This window comes from Providencia sp. PROV200 (genome assembly GCF_049901995.1).
GTDB classification, from domain to species: domain Bacteria; phylum Pseudomonadota; class Gammaproteobacteria; order Enterobacterales; family Enterobacteriaceae; genus Providencia; species Providencia rettgeri_E.
On the sequence record NZ_CP096308.1, the window covers coordinates 171,679 to 187,332 of the forward strand.

A 15,654-nucleotide genomic window follows, 5' to 3' on the forward strand; every position below is an offset into this window, starting at 1 on the left:
TGGCAAAAGAAAGAGAAATGTGGGGGAGATAACTCCCCCACAAGACTACTCGTTACAGGAAAGAGTAGCTTGAACCACTGTATTTCCGCTGCTTACACTCAAAGAGCAAAGCCTATCTCGCATTAGCAGAGAGAAACACAAAACCGTAATACATACGGCAATCAGCCTAATAAGGGCAAACTTGGTCATTCCTCTTGACTCCTTTTGTTAAAGGAGGCAGAATCAAATTGCTACGTTTGGAGACTGCCTCGAATTATTGTCATATATAATTCGGGGCTTTCGTCTTTTTGGAACTTGCAAATGCTCGAACCAAAATGATTCAAGCACCCAAATCCATAATAACAGACTTTTACTTCCCACAAACATCTGATCTCATTAATCATCAGTATGACGAATGACCTCACCATCTGCATCTTCACCAGACGGGATATATAAATTTGGAATAATAAAACGGCGGTCCAGTTCTGGCTCTATCTCTGGCGCTTTACTTGTGGTTGCAATGACTATATTTGCAGGTAACAATGGATGCTTTTGAGATATGTATTCCTTTGCGTAACCGACGACTGCGGGATGGTAATCTAAACCAAATCCAGAGAAATTATCAGCCAAAAAATTTGCCCACGGCTTGCCTAAGCCTGGTAATTCTTTGGATTGATTGGAAGTAAATCTGCTAGTGCCTTTTAGGAGGGAATAAACAAAAGCAGCTGGTAAAGCAAACGAACCAACTGAGTGTTCCGGGTCTCCTCCATTAGCACTTGAAGTAAGGCTTACGTCGTATAGTAATATGTTGCTTCCCCATGAGTGGTGTACTATCCTGCCCAATTGATTGAAGTCAAAAGCTGAGTATCCTGTAGGTTCTTGTCTTTCATTTAAATACATTTTTTTTGCTTCGTAGTAAATTACCCCCTCGATGGTCACCTCATTAGATAAGATTACTTTAATAAAAAAAAGTACGTCCCCTGAAGCTGTCTCAGCCTTGCCTTTTTGCTTATATGACTCCCAAACAGTAGATTGGTTTTGCGATTTCCATTTCAATTGCTTCCCTAAGCTACCAATGGCATTCAATGCGTTCGTTGTTATCTGATTTTCATCCCAAGAACCATTTTTATCGGTTCGTAGTGCATTAGCTAAGACATCCTTAATAGATTTATCAGCTTCAATGATCCAGTCGTTTTTGTTTAATTCCGTCATTTAATATCCATATAAAAGTAGGTTAAAAGTGTAAGCTCATTGCTGTGCTTTGCTGTCTAGCGTTGCGTAATAGCCCGCGCCAGGCAGTGTCTCGGAAAGCTTGCGGTAATGAGCTAATCTCTCACGGAAATATTCTCTCAGGTGCTCTGGCTGCTCCTGTTCAACTTGAACATCAAGCACTTGCTTATTTAGTCGCTCTTTATAAGCAACGGCTGAAGCAGCAAGGTCAACATTAACCTTGTCCATTTCTTCTTTAGATAATTCCGCTAAGTTGTGTCCCATGTCGTGCCTTTAATTTAACGTCTAATCCATCGATCATAATATGGTTAAAGTATAAGTCTATGCACATTGAAAGATAACAAGATGCGTTGGCTCTCATTTTCATCTTTCAATTCCATTTCTGACACTTTGAGGTTCGAAATCTCCTCAGGAAACCCAATTGTTAAAATTGTTAACGCGATACATATAATGAGGATTATGTTAAATAAGCCATTGATTTATAAAGGCATTTCGCGATTATAATTTTATGCGTTCCTGCCCTACTCGTCTACTTGCAGGTTAATGCAAAATTACACAATGTTGAGTCACTTCAAAAAAAAGAGAGCAAACGCTCTCTTCTTTTCTTATTATCGAGTAGATATCAGATTAGTTAAACCACTCTGGATTCCTGGCTTTATCCATCACAAAAATCTGTTCAGTGCTCTGCATGACATCGTTCGGTGTCAGCATTAACTCATCGTGGCGCACGATAAATGGCCGAAGTCTCACTAGGCCATTTTTCTGGCTATAGATATTCATGACTGCGTGCATGCGTTCGCCGGGTGAAATCAAAGTGAGCCATTGGCGATAAGCGCCAGTGTTTTTGATGTAATTCACTAACGCAAAGCTGAGCGCGCCAGCATGCTTTTGCGATAATGCTTTTTTCCTACTTTTTTTAATGAGCTGAGCTATTGCCTCCACATGAGCCCCAATGGGCACATCAAGGTTTGTGCGCGCTGAATCAAAGTCCCGCTGTCCAATGGTCACCAAATGCACCTGATCATCTCGGTAGTCCCGCAGATAAAAAACATGGGAGGTAAACGGTGTTGAGTGAATGTGGTCTCCCAACTGCCAGCCAAATGCATTTAAGTTCGCGGCGGAAATCTGTTTATCAATTATTGCAGTCATTCTGAGCTCCTTCTGTACGTTAATACAGAAATGGTAAGCCCGCCCAGTCGCCTGACGAAATCACTTAACCGAGATCATGCGTAATAATTCAAGAAACAATGTCTGGCTTTTGAAATGCCCAATTAGCCAAGAAAGGCATTTATCCAAAGAGGATAAACCAATTTTGTCACAAAGGTTGGATGAAACGGCTAGTTTTATCGGCGCTTTTCAGTTGTGCGCACCATCGAGTGATTTGTTAAATTCTGGTTAATTTGTGCCCACATTGCACATAGGTCATTCATGCTGCATAAACGCGACCCACGGTGGTAAAAATGCAAATTATACTGAGCAAATATATACTTGCTGTAAGCAATGGAAAAATCGTGACAATTTTATCACGCATTTTCGCTTCAAATGTTCATTCGTGGTTTATGCATTTTTTGACCAAAAAAAGACTTCCATCTAATTCTGAAGAATGTATGATTTAAATCAATGCAAACGAATGTGAAGCATTGTATGTCTGGGTGGGGATCCAGTGTGGGGGGTGACTTTTAACGAGTCACCCCCTTTTTTACGGCTTAAACCTCACTCATATTCCATTAGTTTTTATGCATAAATATGCAATTACTAACACGCTGTTAATTGTACCGAAAAGGACAACAAAACAGGGTGCTTTTCCGTTGACCCTTATTTGGCAAAATCTATACCCTACAGGGAAAAGGTAAGGATTTGATTGACTGGAAAAACAATGAGCGAGAGCAACGAAGCAAAAAGTTACAAGCACATACAATTAATGCAGCGCATTACGAAAATGTCCACGGCTGAAGATTGGGAAAGTGCCCGTACTGAATGGTCATTACAGCAAGTTTTTCGGGCGCAGATAGCTGACCAGTGCTTGTGCGGCCATCAGCCAATCATAAAAATCTGCGTTATCAAAAATAAAACGAACAACAAGGCTGCAAGAGTTGGGAACTGCTGCGTCAATAAATTCATGGCTCTGGGTTCGGATGGCATTTTCAATGCAATTGATCGGATATCAAAAGACGGTACGAAAGCAGCCAGTCGAAAATTGCTTGAAATGGCATTGGCTCAATCCGTGATTACCCCCTGGGAATTTGAGTTTTACCTGAGCAACATCGACAAGCGGAAGCTAACGCAGAAACAACGGAAAACGCGTGAGTCTATCAATGCCAAATTAGCAGACATGGGTGAAGAAAGTCGTGCGCTGGTCTACGGTGCAAGTCACATCCAAACCGCATTCAATCAGAATGTCATCAACCAGTGGGAAAAGGACTTCGCATTGCGGACCTTTCCTATGAAAAAATTAACGGTCAAACAGCACGCGATACGAGCTAACATCCAAACCAAAATGATGCAGGCCGGGATTTCCAAAGCGCTACCGGAAACCACCGCAGAAGCGCAGGCCCTCGCAAAGGTTAGTGCCACCCCCTTCTGTGTCATTTCAGATCCTGAACAACTGGTAGTCAAATTGGCCGAGGCACGGGAAAAGGGCTATATCTCCGCCTGGGAAAAAGACATTTTTGAACGCAAGCATAACACTAAGGGATTCAGCACAATCGCTGAGCGTGCGGCAATCCTGCGTGTCAGAGCGGCTATACAGCGTCTGTTGAATGAGGGCTAATCCGTGAGCCCACATCACCTAACCATTCCACCAGCCCGACCTTCATTAACCGAGATTGCCCAGAAGGCAAGAATTATACTCGACGGGTTACTAGCACACTGCAATGTTTCCTCAACCAAGGGAACCTGTCTATATGCCAGTTTGATGCTGGCCGCAATGTTAACCCGAGGCGGCTATCCGACACGGATCCGTGGAGGTGATGGGTACGCTGACGGAGGGTTATACACATCATCATCTCAGCACGGCCATTATTGGTGTGAAGCAACTGCGGATAATGCTGACTTTATTGTTGACCTGACTGCGGATCAGTTTGGATTTGAGGTCGTGGTTATAAAGCGAGCAAATGCAACTGATTGGCCGAGATACATCCCCGGCTGCCAGGCAACCGTTGACCTGCACGTTAGCTTAAATCTAGAGGGCTAATCCAATGATGCCTTTGAAATTTAAATCAAGCTTTTTGATCGCCATTTTATCCACAAATTCTGTACATAACCCTGTGCAAAATAGGTCACAAAATTTCGATAGTGACTTGCCCTCGGTTAAAATATCAGCACTGTAGTAATCAAATAGGACCTCAACATGACTCAAGAGAACATCGCGTGGTCGATTACTGACGAACTCAAGCTTGTGAAGGGGCTGAAGGATAACTACTCTTTTACAGCCTTATCGTCAGTCATCGGTAAGGATGTGGAAGAAATTCAACGCAAGTGTATCGCGATGGATTTGTACATTGCCACTTGTGAAAACATTGATGACCTCAGCCAGATAACCCTGGTGCCAAATCACCAGGTCGGTATTGCTTGCTTGGGTAAAACTATGTCCGGCATTTATCGCAATCTGACCGAGATGGGATGGGCTCCACAGGTATGGCGTGGAGAGCAATCACTGCGGTCGCCTGAGTGGTGGACATCACGCCCTGCTCTTGCGTTTCGTTATAACGACGATGCTGACGCGCCTGCTCGCCGAACAGTTCACTTGCTCAATAACGGTAAGCCTTGGACTCCAGAGGATGTGGGCATGATGCTGACAGCTCTGTCTCAGCGCCCCAGTAAGGATGCACTAACGCAGGTACTGATGCGCAGCATGTCTAATATTATTCAACAGCTCTCTATCATGGGTTTGGTTCGTGTCGGAACTGCTGAAGACTCAGGGGAGGCCAAGGTCTGGATGTGCGCAACTATCCAGCCACGAGTGCTGTCGAAAATGCGTTATTTTGACGTGCTACCTATGTTGCACAATGGCTGGCTCATTGATGGTTTGCAATTAACAGCCCCAACCTGGTGGTCTGACGCAACCCAGATCACCGACCTGATTCCAGGCTCCTGGCCGCTGAAAGCTTCAGTCACAGAAGCCGATACACCAGTTCGGTGTAATGAGCACATGATGGCCGCTGCAACCTTGTTGAAAGCAGTGAATGCCAAACGACAGGCTATTGATACCGCAGCACCTCAACCCCCTCCTCTGGCTGAAAAAAACGCCACCCCCGCAGCTTCGACACCACCTACATCCACTGAAAAGCGCCAGCCAGCACCTGCTCGTGAAAAAACGCGCAACGGTAAATTATGGTTCGCTGGCAACTATAAATTCCTATTCACTTTACTTGGGGAGCATCATTCGCCAGACGTGATAGCCAAAAAAATGGATCGGACAGCAGGTGCAATCAGCTCACGCATTCAACTCATCGGCCTGACACGTTACATTAAAAGTGAGATTGAAGGTGAGAAAGGAACGGTCTGTATTGTCGATGAAGTTTCCATTGACACGCTACGCAAACAACCTGACTTTGTTAAAGATCAGCTGATAGGTGCTGGCTGGAAAGAGAAAGGAAACTTCCTATACTCACCTGACTGGTGGCTCAAATACCCCCACCAGCTGGGATGATCCAACAAGAAAAGGCAACCACATGGTTGCCTTTTTATTACCGACGTGTCAGTAAAGCTCTCCTGACGTTAGCAACAACACATCACCGACGATCGGCCCTTCCAGGCAAACATGTTCCTCCAGCAAAGTGGTGGCTCGTTGATTCAAACCCAGCTCGCTGTGTTTCGCGTCTTCATTCATGAGAACACGATCATAGACCACACCATTCAACGTGATGCCCTGACTTAGCTGAGAAAACTCAGGGTACCCTTTCAGAACGCTTTGAACGAATACAGGGTCAAGAAGCCCTTGCTCATCAGCCTTGGTGACTGTGGTATCACTCTGGCCGGTTCCTGCTCGGATAATCAATGCCATTAAAACCTCTGCGTTGGTAAGAGCCTTAATTATCTCATGGCACTGTATGGAGCCAGATTTTTTTCCCCCTCGTTTCGCTCTCCTTTTCTGTGTTTTTGTCAGAATGCCCGTGTTTAAATTGGGAACTGCCTACGCTGCCCGAAAGCGTTAAACGCCAGCCGGGTATGGACCCATTTTGACTGGAGAAGAAAAATGCCTAAGCTCGACTTGTTTGATGTGCTGATGATTGGTGGTGGAGTTGCCTTACTGGCTGGTCACTACATTTGGTCAAAATTCTTTAAGAAGCCGGATGATGAGGGAAAGGATTACGCCGAACCTCCGGCTATTATGTCAGCGGCCTCTCAAGCAGAAGAGGAAAACGATCACAACAAGCACTACCATTAATCAAAAGCCCCGGCAAAACCGGGGCTCTTCGTTTCTATGAATTGTGGTTCACGGCTGCGTTCTCAGTTGCTTCAGCAAACGCAGATTTCTATTTGCGAATCCAGACAACGTGATGAGTATCATTGTCATCACAAGTAAAGCACAGTTCAGTATTCGTGATATTCCTGCGATTTCAGCCGACTCCTGATACTTCACTTCAATGCTTGGTTTGGCATCATTAACAATGCTTGGCTCAAGTCGCTGGGCCAATTCATATAATCGATATGCCAACTCGCTATCCACAAAATAATTATCCCTCAAAATGCGAACACTGAGGGCTGCGACTCGGCTCGCTTTATCCAGAAGCTTGTTAGCTTCCTTCTCGTCAGAAGTGTTCTGCGCGGCCACAGCCAGAGCCTGAACCAATGCCACGCTTATGGACATCGCACGACGAGCGTCACCCGCAGCATAGCCTGAACGTATTTCACCTTCAAAAGCGGTAACCGCATTTGTATCATTGCTCCCCTTTTCCATCGCATCCTTCAGGATAAGGCCAACCCCTGGGTATTCTGTCGTGATCGCGCTCAGTAATTCATTAACCTCACCGGCAGGAATAAGTATTTCAGTCCGTACCGAAGTGGCGCTAGGTAACGATTTTGGTTCATCATGCGTCAGGATTATTGTTGAAAAAATGACACCGGCGACAGGCGCAATGATGATGAGGTACGATGCTTCTGACTGCATTATCGCAATCCCTACCACGACAACGGCCAATGCAACTAAAAATGGAATACTATACGAAAGGTATTTTTCAATAACCCCGCCGATTGTGACAAATCCCCCTTCTATCGACGCCCCTGAACCGAGAGACAAATTAACAGGTTTATTGATCGCCATAGCATGGAGTGTATCCAGTTCAAACTGTTGCATCCAACTGAATATCCAGACGAAACCCGCAAGCAGCAACAGGATGCAACCCGTCAAAAACAATCGATTTCGCTTGTGTTGAATACGTTTTTCAGTCGAGACAATATCTGGTTCTGTCTTAACCATTCCCCCCTCCGGACACTAAACGTTAAATGAGATGGCCGAATAACTCGGCCTATGATGTAACTGCTAAATTATTCCGCCAGTTCCAAAAGCAGTTCACGGCGGTGCTTCTGCCAGGCGTCTGTACGTTCAGATAGGCGAGCGTAGTGGCCTTCGCTTTCACGTTGGATCCGTTTAATCTCGCGCGCGGCACCGCCGATGGTGTTTGAAATGTGCTCCAATGTTGACTCATCATACACCGGGCGATGTCCTTCCCGTGCAATTCGGATGGAGCTCTCGCTGACCAAGTCTGCCTGGTGTCTCGCCTGCGCATTAACGACATCGCCCACTGCCTGAACCAGCTTTGAACGGTTGTTACTTTGTGTGGCCTGATCCACCAGCAAGTGAGCGCGTTTGGCAGATGGGAGTGTTACACGCTTGATGGTTTCAAACTGGTCAAGCATGTTGAGGTTATTTCGCTGCATCATTCGGATCATGGTCAAATCCTCAAAGCATTTCTGCTGCGTCATGATGATATCTACTTTGCGTTTTTTCAGTACGGCCAGCTGGTGGTCGATATTACTGACTTCCAAAGCAAGCAAATTGTTTTCTGGGTCGCTCTTCAATGCCTTGCGGCGCTGTTTCAGGGTGGCTTCAATATGCTCTATCGCGAAACCTGCGGCCACAATATTAATGCCCGACTCATGCACTTCGGCCAGCACTTCCTCATACAAAATGTCGAGGTTATTGTTGTGACCAATGAGATCAGTCGAGATGCTGGTGATGTCTTCCGTCAGTAAGCTGACTTGGTTTTTAACGTTGTCAAAACGGTCATTCGCCCGATGAGCGAGTCGAAGTGCGCGCGTCGCGTAGTACCCGAGCACTGGGATTTTCAGTAACAGCTGCTGCACCTTGCCAGGCTGTACAGACGTACTGATATCGCGAGCAAGTTCAACGATTTCATTCAGCCGCTTGCCGTCCTTGCCTTGGTTATAGACATGAACGTTTTCCAACAGCTTATCCAGATAGGCACCATCGGGTGATTTGCTGCGGCCAAAGTTATGTGCGCTCCTTGGATCGCCCAGCACAAGGGTGTTTGCGACGGCAGCGACCTGATCGCGCTGAGCTGGGGTGACGGCAAACTTTTCAGACTCTTTGTTCAAAATAATCTGATCAGCGGTGACAGTGATTGTGTTGGTCATATCAGCTACCCTTTTTAACGTTATCGTTGAGTTTGTTTACCAACGTTCGAAAACGCTGTTCGACTTGCGGATCTATCTCGATATTGGCCGCTCCACTTCGCAGTTGTTTTATTTGGTGATGCCAGATAGGGATTGCACTTTTCACAACCGCATCCAGAAGGTCTACCTCTGTTGCGGCAGAGTGCAGCAACATCCCTACCTGAACCTTATTCATTTCTGAAGAGGCTTTGGTGACTTCCAGATTAAGGATGCGTTGAGCTAAGCGGGTCAGTCCGTACTCCAACTGATCTGATAGCCCCTCCCCACTTTCACGATATTGGGCTATAAATGCCCGGCCTTCTTGGATGTAAGCGTCCAAAGCTTCAATGTCACGCGTATAGATTTGCTCAAGCGCCAACAAGATATGCACGCCTTTTTGCGCCTGCTCCAGTATCAATGGGGCTTGTGCCACCAGCCGATCGACACGACGACAATTCATGGTGAACTCAATCATGCGTGTTTCTTTTGACCCCGTCAGGGCATCCCAGATGCGGGACAGGAATCCCGTCTTGCGCTTGAAGTACACCGCAGGGTCACAAGCCTCAAGGTGCTTTACCAAGAGTGCGCTTGTTTCGCTGATTTTCGTATCTTCAGATCCCGATTTCATGGCTTCTTCCAGCGTCATTTTGTTACCGTTGAAATCAAGGATGTCATCGGAATGGGACAGTAATTTGGGACCAAAGCTAACAACGCCTATCGCGTCATTGACGAACGCGGGTAATTGCCGAGCAATCAGGCTGGTGGACATGCGCACTCCTAAAGAACAATAGAATCTACCTTCAAGCTATCACGACAAATTTGCTGACAAAGAAAATGAGGTCAATTTTTATCAGTAATAAGCCCCCTTTTTTTCGTCTTCGTTTTGTCGATGAAAAAACTCAGTCACCGGTTAGGTGTTCGGTATCCTGTCCGCATCCATAAACAGGAGGAAGCTATGCTCCGATTCGTACCATTGATGATCTTGACTGGCCGCCTACGGCTCAACCGCGTATTCACGTTACTGACTGACGGTGCTGTTTCTGTTGCCTTTTGGTTCTGTTTATCGGGGGAATTAACTTGGATTGTCCCAGTCGGTTTGCTGGCTCTTTTCTTACTGGTTTTTGCGGTGATCGGGTATCGCTGTTATTACCTGCCGGTAAAAACGAATCGGGTAATCCGTGTACGCTTTAGTCGTGATGACCAATTCGTCAACTTGTCCCTCATAATCATGGAAGGAGGCGAAGAAATAGAGTATCCATTGGCCGTAAAAATGGCGCAAGGTAGCGCATATCACTTCTACCTGTTGTCAATTTACATACGCCTGGCTGATTCACTCACTCGTTACGCGCGTTCTTTGAAGGCGGTGCATTCATGAATGGGCTCGGTATTTTATTTGTCGGGCTGGTGGCAGTTTTGGGCCGAGATGTCATCAAACGCCGAAAACCGCAACCCTGGCTTGTGATCGCCCTTGCCTTGTCCGTGACGTTGTTTGTCAGTGATCGGTGGATAGGCTCAATCTACAGCGTCCCTACGGGCTCCATGCAGCCCACCTATAAAGTAGGTGACTATGTTACGGCGGTCAGGCTGGGGGGATTGCTGGACGATGGCCGATTAATGCGCGGCGATGTAGCTGTGTTCAAGGCTCCTTCAGTACCTCGCACGCTTTATACAAAGCGCATTATCGGCATTCCCGGTGATGTGGTTGAATTTGACACAGACAAAACGTATCGAGTCAATGGTAGGGTACTGGGGCAAAAAACCGAAGAAAAAGGTGGTTTCCTTGTGTTCTCGGCCTGTGATGAGCGCACTGGTAAACCGTACAGATTTGTGATCGATACACACGCTGCTTATGTACCAACAAAAGGTCGCTGGGTTATTCCTGAAGGCTATTACTTTATGGCCGGGGACAACCGTGATCACTCATGGGATAGTCGTTACTGGGAAAACCCACCTGGCACACCAAAGCCTTTGCGAGGATTGGTCCCGCATGACCGGATTCATGCCCGTGTCATACACACATTGTTCAATTTTAATCCGTTCAACAATTACGATGCGCTCGACGTACAAATGGCAGTGATCCGCCAAGGTGCAGATGGTGCGCGAAAATGATGATTGAAATCTTCTACCAGACAAAATCACCTGAAATGGTGGCTGAATTCGCTCGTGCCGTAGAAGCCTACAATGAGTGGAGAGCTCAGACTCTGGCTGTCTGTGAACGGCTTGGGTTCATCAACTTTTCAGGACCAGACTTCTGCGTACCTGAATATTTTTTCCGCTCACGTTATGAACACATCCAAAAAGTGACCGGCTTTAAGTTGGCCGGGGATGATTCCCTTTTGGCTGAGACTGATCACATTCCCTATGCCTTGCGTCATGACAACCCTGCTGGTGAGGCTGTCTCTCGTGAGCTAATGCAATTAGCTGTAAATGCTTTGACTGCGCTAGGTGTTGATTGTGCGCTATACGGTGAGCCTGGTGCAATGGGATATCAACGCGCTATCTGCATGATGCTGGGCATTAATCAGCGCGTCACGGCAGGGGCTGTCATTGGTTTTTCCCAAATATGGGCAATATCTGACGAGCAAGGAAACTTCTCTCTCGTTTGCTCCATTCCCGTGAATGCCCGTGAAGATACCATGACCTATGAACTACCGGATATGCCTGAAGGCTGGGAGGATATATCGGCTCAGCAGGTAATCCACTTATTCAATAACCACAATTCCATCGTCATGAAGGAGTAATGCAATGAAATATCTGTCAGTTTTGATGGTTCTAATCCTTGGGGGGTGCGCTAACGTCGGGCCGGGAAAGCCGATGCCTGTGACACCTCTGTCAGCCCCAGCGCAACAGAAAGCGCCGAGCAAAGAGGTGACGACGGATCCAGTGACGGAGCTGGATGCACTACAAGTCTTATTTAACGAAGGGCTCGCTGAGGATGCTCAGTATGAAAGCGCCCGATTTATTGAGGGGAGCAACCAAACCATGATTATCGCGTCTGTCCTAAATGTCCCCTGCCAAATGGTTTTTCGGTTTGTTGAAGCAACGAACGGGGATTTTTGGATCCCCAACCAAATCGCATGCGATAACCAGGATGCTATGGCTGGGTACGTGCCTGCGGCCGAAACTGGAGTGATTTCGTCAGCGGATCTGCCGATGATAAACTCGGCACATTCAAATGACTAAGCTACTTTGTTGAGGTTTATATGGTTTTGCGTGTGGTGAACTACGTTTTAATGTTAATGATAGCTGGTGTTTATGCCCTGGCTGTATATGCCAGTAAGAATGAGGCCGAGCTCTTCCACATTATCGGTGTTGGAAACATGGCTTTGTTCTGTGCCGCTGTATTTTTGCTGGCCCGCAAAGAAATTTACTACATCTGGGCAACGTATGTCTTATCACTAGTGGTTTACTATGCTGTCATTTCACCATACCTACCTCTCATCCCTGAAATTGTCGTTTACGGCACGCCATCCGTAGTGGGGTTGATTGCCGTTTACGACATCGTGATTCTAAATTCCAATGAGCTGTCGGTGAGGGCCAAGGCTCGCCGGGCTTGGCCTAAAAAACGAAAATAGGTGCAGTAAATGTCGAAAGGAAAGAAACGTCAGGTTACACCCGAAAAGGCAATGCGGATCCGCTTCTATGGTATGTCGGGCCTGATTATAGTGCTCAATACGATTTTTGCGGGGAGCTCGAAAATTCAGCTGATTTCCTTTCTGCTGACGTTGTCCATTTTCCTGTTTTTCACGTTCTCTGGGCGGGTTGTTGTCGGAACGTGGTTCAGAAAAGAAAATTGGCGCACTTTAAATGCCCCTCAGACCACATTGCTATTTCGTGTCTATATCGGGCTTCCAATCGCGGCAATCACGGTCCTTCTCTATGCTTATGGGTATCAAGGTGCCATCAGCCAGGCGATTGTCGATGTGTTGTTCCCGCCCGGTGAGAAGGTTGAAGACAAAATGGTCTCTGTCATGAACCTGCTCCATGCCAAACTACCGCTGCTAGTGGGTGCTTTCCTTTTCTATATCGGCTTGTGTTTCTTTGTTGGGACGGTCGTTAAATATCTTCAGTTATCGGCTTCAGGGCGTGCGCTTGGCAAGCTAAAAGGAGTCGTCAATGCACGTCAGGTCTTAGAGCGAATGACGTGGGATCAGTTCGAAAAAGTGGTTTGCAAGTTCTTCGAAACTAAAGGCTATCGCGCCCGTGTTACTCAGGCTGGCGCTGACGGTGGTGTGGATGTTGAGCTTCAGGGTTTCGGCCACCGGGAAATGGTGCAATGCAAACACTGGAAAACAAACCGTGTCGGTGTTGCTATTGTCCGCGAAATTTACGGTGTGGTGCTCGCAGACGGCTTTCACCGTGGATTCATTATTACGTCAGGCCTGTTTACCGATGAAGCATGGAAGTTCGCTCAACGCGAAAATGTGAAAGGAAAGGTTATTTTACTCGACGGTACACAACTGATCGAAATGATTAAAGGGAATGGAGAGTTAGAACAGAATCCCCCTAAGTCCCAAGCAACCACTCAATCCATTGATGCGAAAGAGCCGTTGTGCCCGGTATGCGGCGGAAAGATGGTTCTTCGAAAATCTGGCAAGTCAGCATTCTTTGGTTGCTCCCTATTCCCAGACTGTCGTGGTACCCGCGAACTGTAGTCGTTCACCTTTTCTTTCATGGAGCGCCGTTTAGTCGGCGTTCTTTTTTTATATCCACTCCATCTGAAAAGGGAAGCAAAACGCAGACCTTTTCGCCCTTCTGAATTTCGGCAGCGGAAGCAATGCCGTTATAATCACCAAGCAATCCAACCAGGCAGTGAGGGTAACACTGTTGGTCATGGGCTCCGTTCTGCGGGGTTTGTTAAATAGGCTGAACTGCGACGGGGTAAACATAACGAACGTTGCAGTGATCGGTAATGTGCATGAATGAATTTGAGGGGAAATAGATGACTGAGAAACGCGGCACTGGCGCTGAATACGGTCAGGAAATTTTGCGTGAACGCTCTGCGGAAGCGGACACGCCTGAACCAACGAAGAAAGTATCGAAGAAGACGGTGCTTTCCGTGATCGTAGCGGCCATTATCGCAGGGGGTGCGATGACGGCTGTTATTTTAACGAGCGATAAAACTCCGGCTGAGAAAGTCGAAGCTATGTCGGTTAATATCGGTAACGACGGTGTTGCGCTGACTGATAAAGTCAAAGAGGACATTGAGAACAGCGGCACTCAAGCTCATGAGTCTGAACTGACTAATGCCGAAGCCGTAACAACTGATAGCAAAAACGAGCCGCAAACGCCCGCGTTGGAAATTGCCGAACTGAAGAAGAACAGTTTGCCTGAAACTAAAACTCCGGTTGAAGCCGAAGTGGTTGAGCCTGTTATGCCTACGGCAGAAATCCTTCCGGCTGAAGATGTCGTTAAGGCAGAGCAATCTGCTCCAATTGCGGCCAGCAATGAGCGGGAGTATGACCCGGCCAAGTTTGGGATCGCTGAGGAAAATTCACCTGAAGCCGACGTTTCCCCTTCACTGGGCGGTGACGTAAAAGCGGCCCCAGTGGCTGAAGAGCAAGCGAAGGCTGAACTGCCAGCGCCTGAGCCAGTACCAACTCCTGTACCAACTCAGGCGGCTGAGCCTGCACCAGCAGGCTCACCAGAACCTATCCGACCGGAGCGCGTTGAGCTCCCCGCTACTAATCAGTTCGCTCAACCTATGACGATGACGGGTTCGGATCTGAACTACACAGGTTCGGCGTTGAAAGTTGAGTATAAAGCTCAACAACAGGATACCGTTTATCTCTACAGCACGTTTGCTGCCAAAATCTTCCTGCTACCAACGGATAAGGGTGAGAACATAAGTGCCTACCTGTCAGACGAGAAAGGTTGGCAACTGAAATTGCTGCCTGGCGGTATTCTCCGTGTCCAGCGCAGTGAAAATAAGGCCTCCTGGTCGCAAGCAACGGATCTGTTTATCGTTGCAGGCAAGCGAACCTATTCACTGATTCTCCAAGGTGTTGGTGAGCCGGGCCAGCGGACTGACTCCCTTCGTTACATTTCGGCGGAGCCTGAACAAAAGCCGAAATCAAAAAAGTAAGATCAATGGGACAGGCGTATCCTTGATACGCCTTTTTTATCGGAGTAAATATGATAAGCCCTCTTATTGATGGAATCCGTCTCATTGCGACAAGCTACTGTATCAGCATTCCTCACGCCGAATGGACACCACAACATTCATACCTAGTTTGTCGTGCGCTTCTTCAGCGGGGTGTTTTCGGTGGTAAGGCAATGTTGGGAACTCGGCTAACGCGACATAAAGAGGCGGTTAACGATGGTGATCACGGCGTTTTTTCAATATCTCATACGCAGTATGGCTGGTTAGTCCTGGAGGATGGCACCATTCTTGACCCGGTTGGTTGCCTGCAAAATACCGATGACAGTGGTGAGCCACAGTACCGTATTGAGTATGATTCGGCCTGCTATATTGACGGCATCGACCCTATGACCTGCGATCGAAGTGAGTTACCAAAGCACTTCAGTGAAGATGAAATTTATCGAGTTAAGCGCGGCGTAATGCGTGAGATTTGTTCCCGCGCGCTGGGCTATACGTTGCAGGTTGAAGGCTTAACAATGGCAGAGGTGGTGTTTCTTCTGAATCAGCCGCTAAGTGTGTTTGGTGGGCACTCCCGCATGCTCTATGAGCACTTTATGGGGTTGGGTCTGAGTCGTGTGATGCCTATTTCCAAGGTGAATGTCATCAACCCTACCCTGGCGAAAAAGCTATGGGAGGTGTTCTTTGTCGATACTAACGAGAGCGAGCTCACCGCCATTTTGCGTTGA

General features: G+C 47.2%; 20 protein-coding genes. 12 read left to right on the forward strand and 8 right to left on the reverse strand.

Annotated elements, in window-relative coordinates; genetic code table 11:
* Positions 1-45: 45 nt before the first annotated feature.
* The 4 genes from M1E86_RS20785 to M1E86_RS20800 all read right to left on the reverse strand — a co-directional run bounded on the left by M1E86_RS20785 (position 46) and on the right by M1E86_RS20800 (position 2,358).
* A complete protein-coding gene (locus tag M1E86_RS20785) occupies positions 46-189 on the reverse strand; it encodes a Hok/Gef family protein (RefSeq protein WP_072035187.1) in 144 nt (47 codons plus the stop codon).
* A 186-nt stretch (positions 190-375) separates the two neighbouring features.
* Entirely contained in the window at positions 376-1,191 is an 816-nt protein-coding gene (locus tag M1E86_RS20790; protein WP_042847303.1) for a hypothetical protein, read from the reverse strand.
* Positions 1,192-1,227: 36 nt separating this feature from the next.
* Positions 1,228-1,473 (reverse strand): DNA polymerase III subunit theta, encoded by a 246-nt coding sequence (locus M1E86_RS20795; RefSeq protein WP_166267796.1) that lies wholly within the window; start codon positions 1,471-1,473, stop codon positions 1,228-1,230.
* Between the two features lie 363 nt (positions 1,474-1,836).
* The gene (locus M1E86_RS20800) at positions 1,837-2,358 is read right to left on the reverse strand and encodes a hypothetical protein (protein WP_042847299.1); all 522 of its coding nucleotides are present in this window, start codon (positions 2,356-2,358) and stop codon (positions 1,837-1,839) included.
* Positions 2,359-3,085: 727 nt separating this feature from the next.
* Here M1E86_RS20800 and M1E86_RS20805 point away from each other — a divergent pair.
* The 3 genes from M1E86_RS20805 (at position 3,086) to M1E86_RS20815 (ending at position 5,860) form a co-directional block, all read left to right on the forward strand.
* Positions 3,086-3,979, forward strand: a complete 894-nt coding sequence (locus M1E86_RS20805; RefSeq protein WP_052219389.1) for a hypothetical protein — start codon at positions 3,086-3,088, stop codon at positions 3,977-3,979.
* A 3-nt stretch (positions 3,980-3,982) separates the two neighbouring features.
* Complete coding sequence (locus M1E86_RS20810; protein ID WP_226617171.1) at positions 3,983-4,402, forward strand: hypothetical protein; 420 nt, start codon at positions 3,983-3,985, stop codon at positions 4,400-4,402.
* A 351-nt stretch (positions 4,403-4,753) separates the two neighbouring features.
* Positions 4,754-5,860 carry a hypothetical protein gene (locus tag M1E86_RS20815; RefSeq protein ID WP_196053750.1) on the forward strand — a complete coding sequence of 369 codons (1,107 nt, stop codon included), beginning with the start codon at positions 4,754-4,756 and terminating at the stop codon, positions 5,858-5,860.
* Positions 5,861-5,908: 48 nt separating this feature from the next.
* Here the strand turns inward: M1E86_RS20815 and M1E86_RS20820 are convergent, their stop codons facing one another.
* Positions 5,909-6,214, reverse strand: a complete 306-nt coding sequence (locus M1E86_RS20820) for a hypothetical protein (protein ID WP_042847295.1) — start codon at positions 6,212-6,214, stop codon at positions 5,909-5,911.
* Between the two features lie 192 nt (positions 6,215-6,406).
* Here M1E86_RS20820 and M1E86_RS20825 point away from each other — a divergent pair, with 192 nt between their 5' ends.
* Positions 6,407-6,598 (forward strand): hypothetical protein, encoded by a 192-nt coding sequence (locus M1E86_RS20825; RefSeq protein WP_042847293.1) that lies wholly within the window; start codon positions 6,407-6,409, stop codon positions 6,596-6,598.
* 48 nt (positions 6,599-6,646) lie between these two features.
* Here the strand turns inward: M1E86_RS20825 and M1E86_RS20830 are convergent, their stop codons facing one another.
* The 3 genes from M1E86_RS20830 to M1E86_RS20840 all read right to left on the reverse strand — a co-directional run bounded on the left by M1E86_RS20830 (position 6,647) and on the right by M1E86_RS20840 (position 9,595).
* The gene (locus M1E86_RS20830; RefSeq protein WP_042847290.1) at positions 6,647-7,630 is read right to left on the reverse strand and encodes a hypothetical protein; all 984 of its coding nucleotides are present in this window, start codon (positions 7,628-7,630) and stop codon (positions 6,647-6,649) included.
* Between the two features lie 68 nt (positions 7,631-7,698).
* Positions 7,699-8,808 (reverse strand): toxic anion resistance protein, encoded by a 1,110-nt coding sequence (locus M1E86_RS20835; RefSeq protein WP_042847288.1) that lies wholly within the window; start codon positions 8,806-8,808, stop codon positions 7,699-7,701.
* 1 nt (position 8,809) lies between these two features.
* Positions 8,810-9,595: a hypothetical protein gene (locus tag M1E86_RS20840; RefSeq protein WP_042847286.1), complete on the reverse strand. Its 786-nt coding sequence runs from the start codon at positions 9,593-9,595 to the stop codon at positions 8,810-8,812.
* A gap of 186 nt (positions 9,596-9,781) precedes the next feature.
* Between M1E86_RS20840 and M1E86_RS20845 the strand changes: the two genes are divergently transcribed.
* The 8 genes from M1E86_RS20845 (at position 9,782) to M1E86_RS20880 (ending at position 15,654) form a co-directional block, all read left to right on the forward strand.
* Positions 9,782-10,201, forward strand: coding sequence for a hypothetical protein (locus M1E86_RS20845; protein WP_042847283.1), 420 nt, complete (start codon positions 9,782-9,784; stop codon positions 10,199-10,201).
* The gene (gene lepB, locus M1E86_RS20850) at positions 10,198-10,935 is read left to right on the forward strand and encodes a signal peptidase I (protein ID WP_052219387.1); all 738 of its coding nucleotides are present in this window, start codon (positions 10,198-10,200) and stop codon (positions 10,933-10,935) included. The genes M1E86_RS20845 and lepB overlap by 4 nt, the downstream gene beginning before the upstream one ends.
* Before the next feature lie 35 nt (positions 10,936-10,970).
* On the forward strand, positions 10,971-11,567 hold the full coding sequence (locus tag M1E86_RS20855) for a hypothetical protein (RefSeq protein WP_162762204.1): 597 nt from the start codon (positions 10,971-10,973) through the stop codon (positions 11,565-11,567).
* 4 nt (positions 11,568-11,571) lie between these two features.
* The gene (locus M1E86_RS20860) at positions 11,572-12,009 is read left to right on the forward strand and encodes a hypothetical protein (protein ID WP_042847279.1); all 438 of its coding nucleotides are present in this window, start codon (positions 11,572-11,574) and stop codon (positions 12,007-12,009) included.
* A gap of 20 nt (positions 12,010-12,029) precedes the next feature.
* Entirely contained in the window at positions 12,030-12,401 is a 372-nt protein-coding gene (locus M1E86_RS20865) for a hypothetical protein (RefSeq protein WP_042847277.1), read from the forward strand.
* A gap of 9 nt (positions 12,402-12,410) precedes the next feature.
* Complete coding sequence (locus tag M1E86_RS20870; protein ID WP_052219386.1) at positions 12,411-13,481, forward strand: restriction endonuclease; 1,071 nt, start codon at positions 12,411-12,413, stop codon at positions 13,479-13,481.
* Between the two features lie 287 nt (positions 13,482-13,768).
* Positions 13,769-14,911 (forward strand): hypothetical protein, encoded by a 1,143-nt coding sequence (locus tag M1E86_RS20875; protein ID WP_042847275.1) that lies wholly within the window; start codon positions 13,769-13,771, stop codon positions 14,909-14,911.
* A 50-nt stretch (positions 14,912-14,961) separates the two neighbouring features.
* Positions 14,962-15,654, forward strand: coding sequence for a hypothetical protein (locus M1E86_RS20880; RefSeq protein ID WP_052219385.1), 693 nt, complete (start codon positions 14,962-14,964; stop codon positions 15,652-15,654).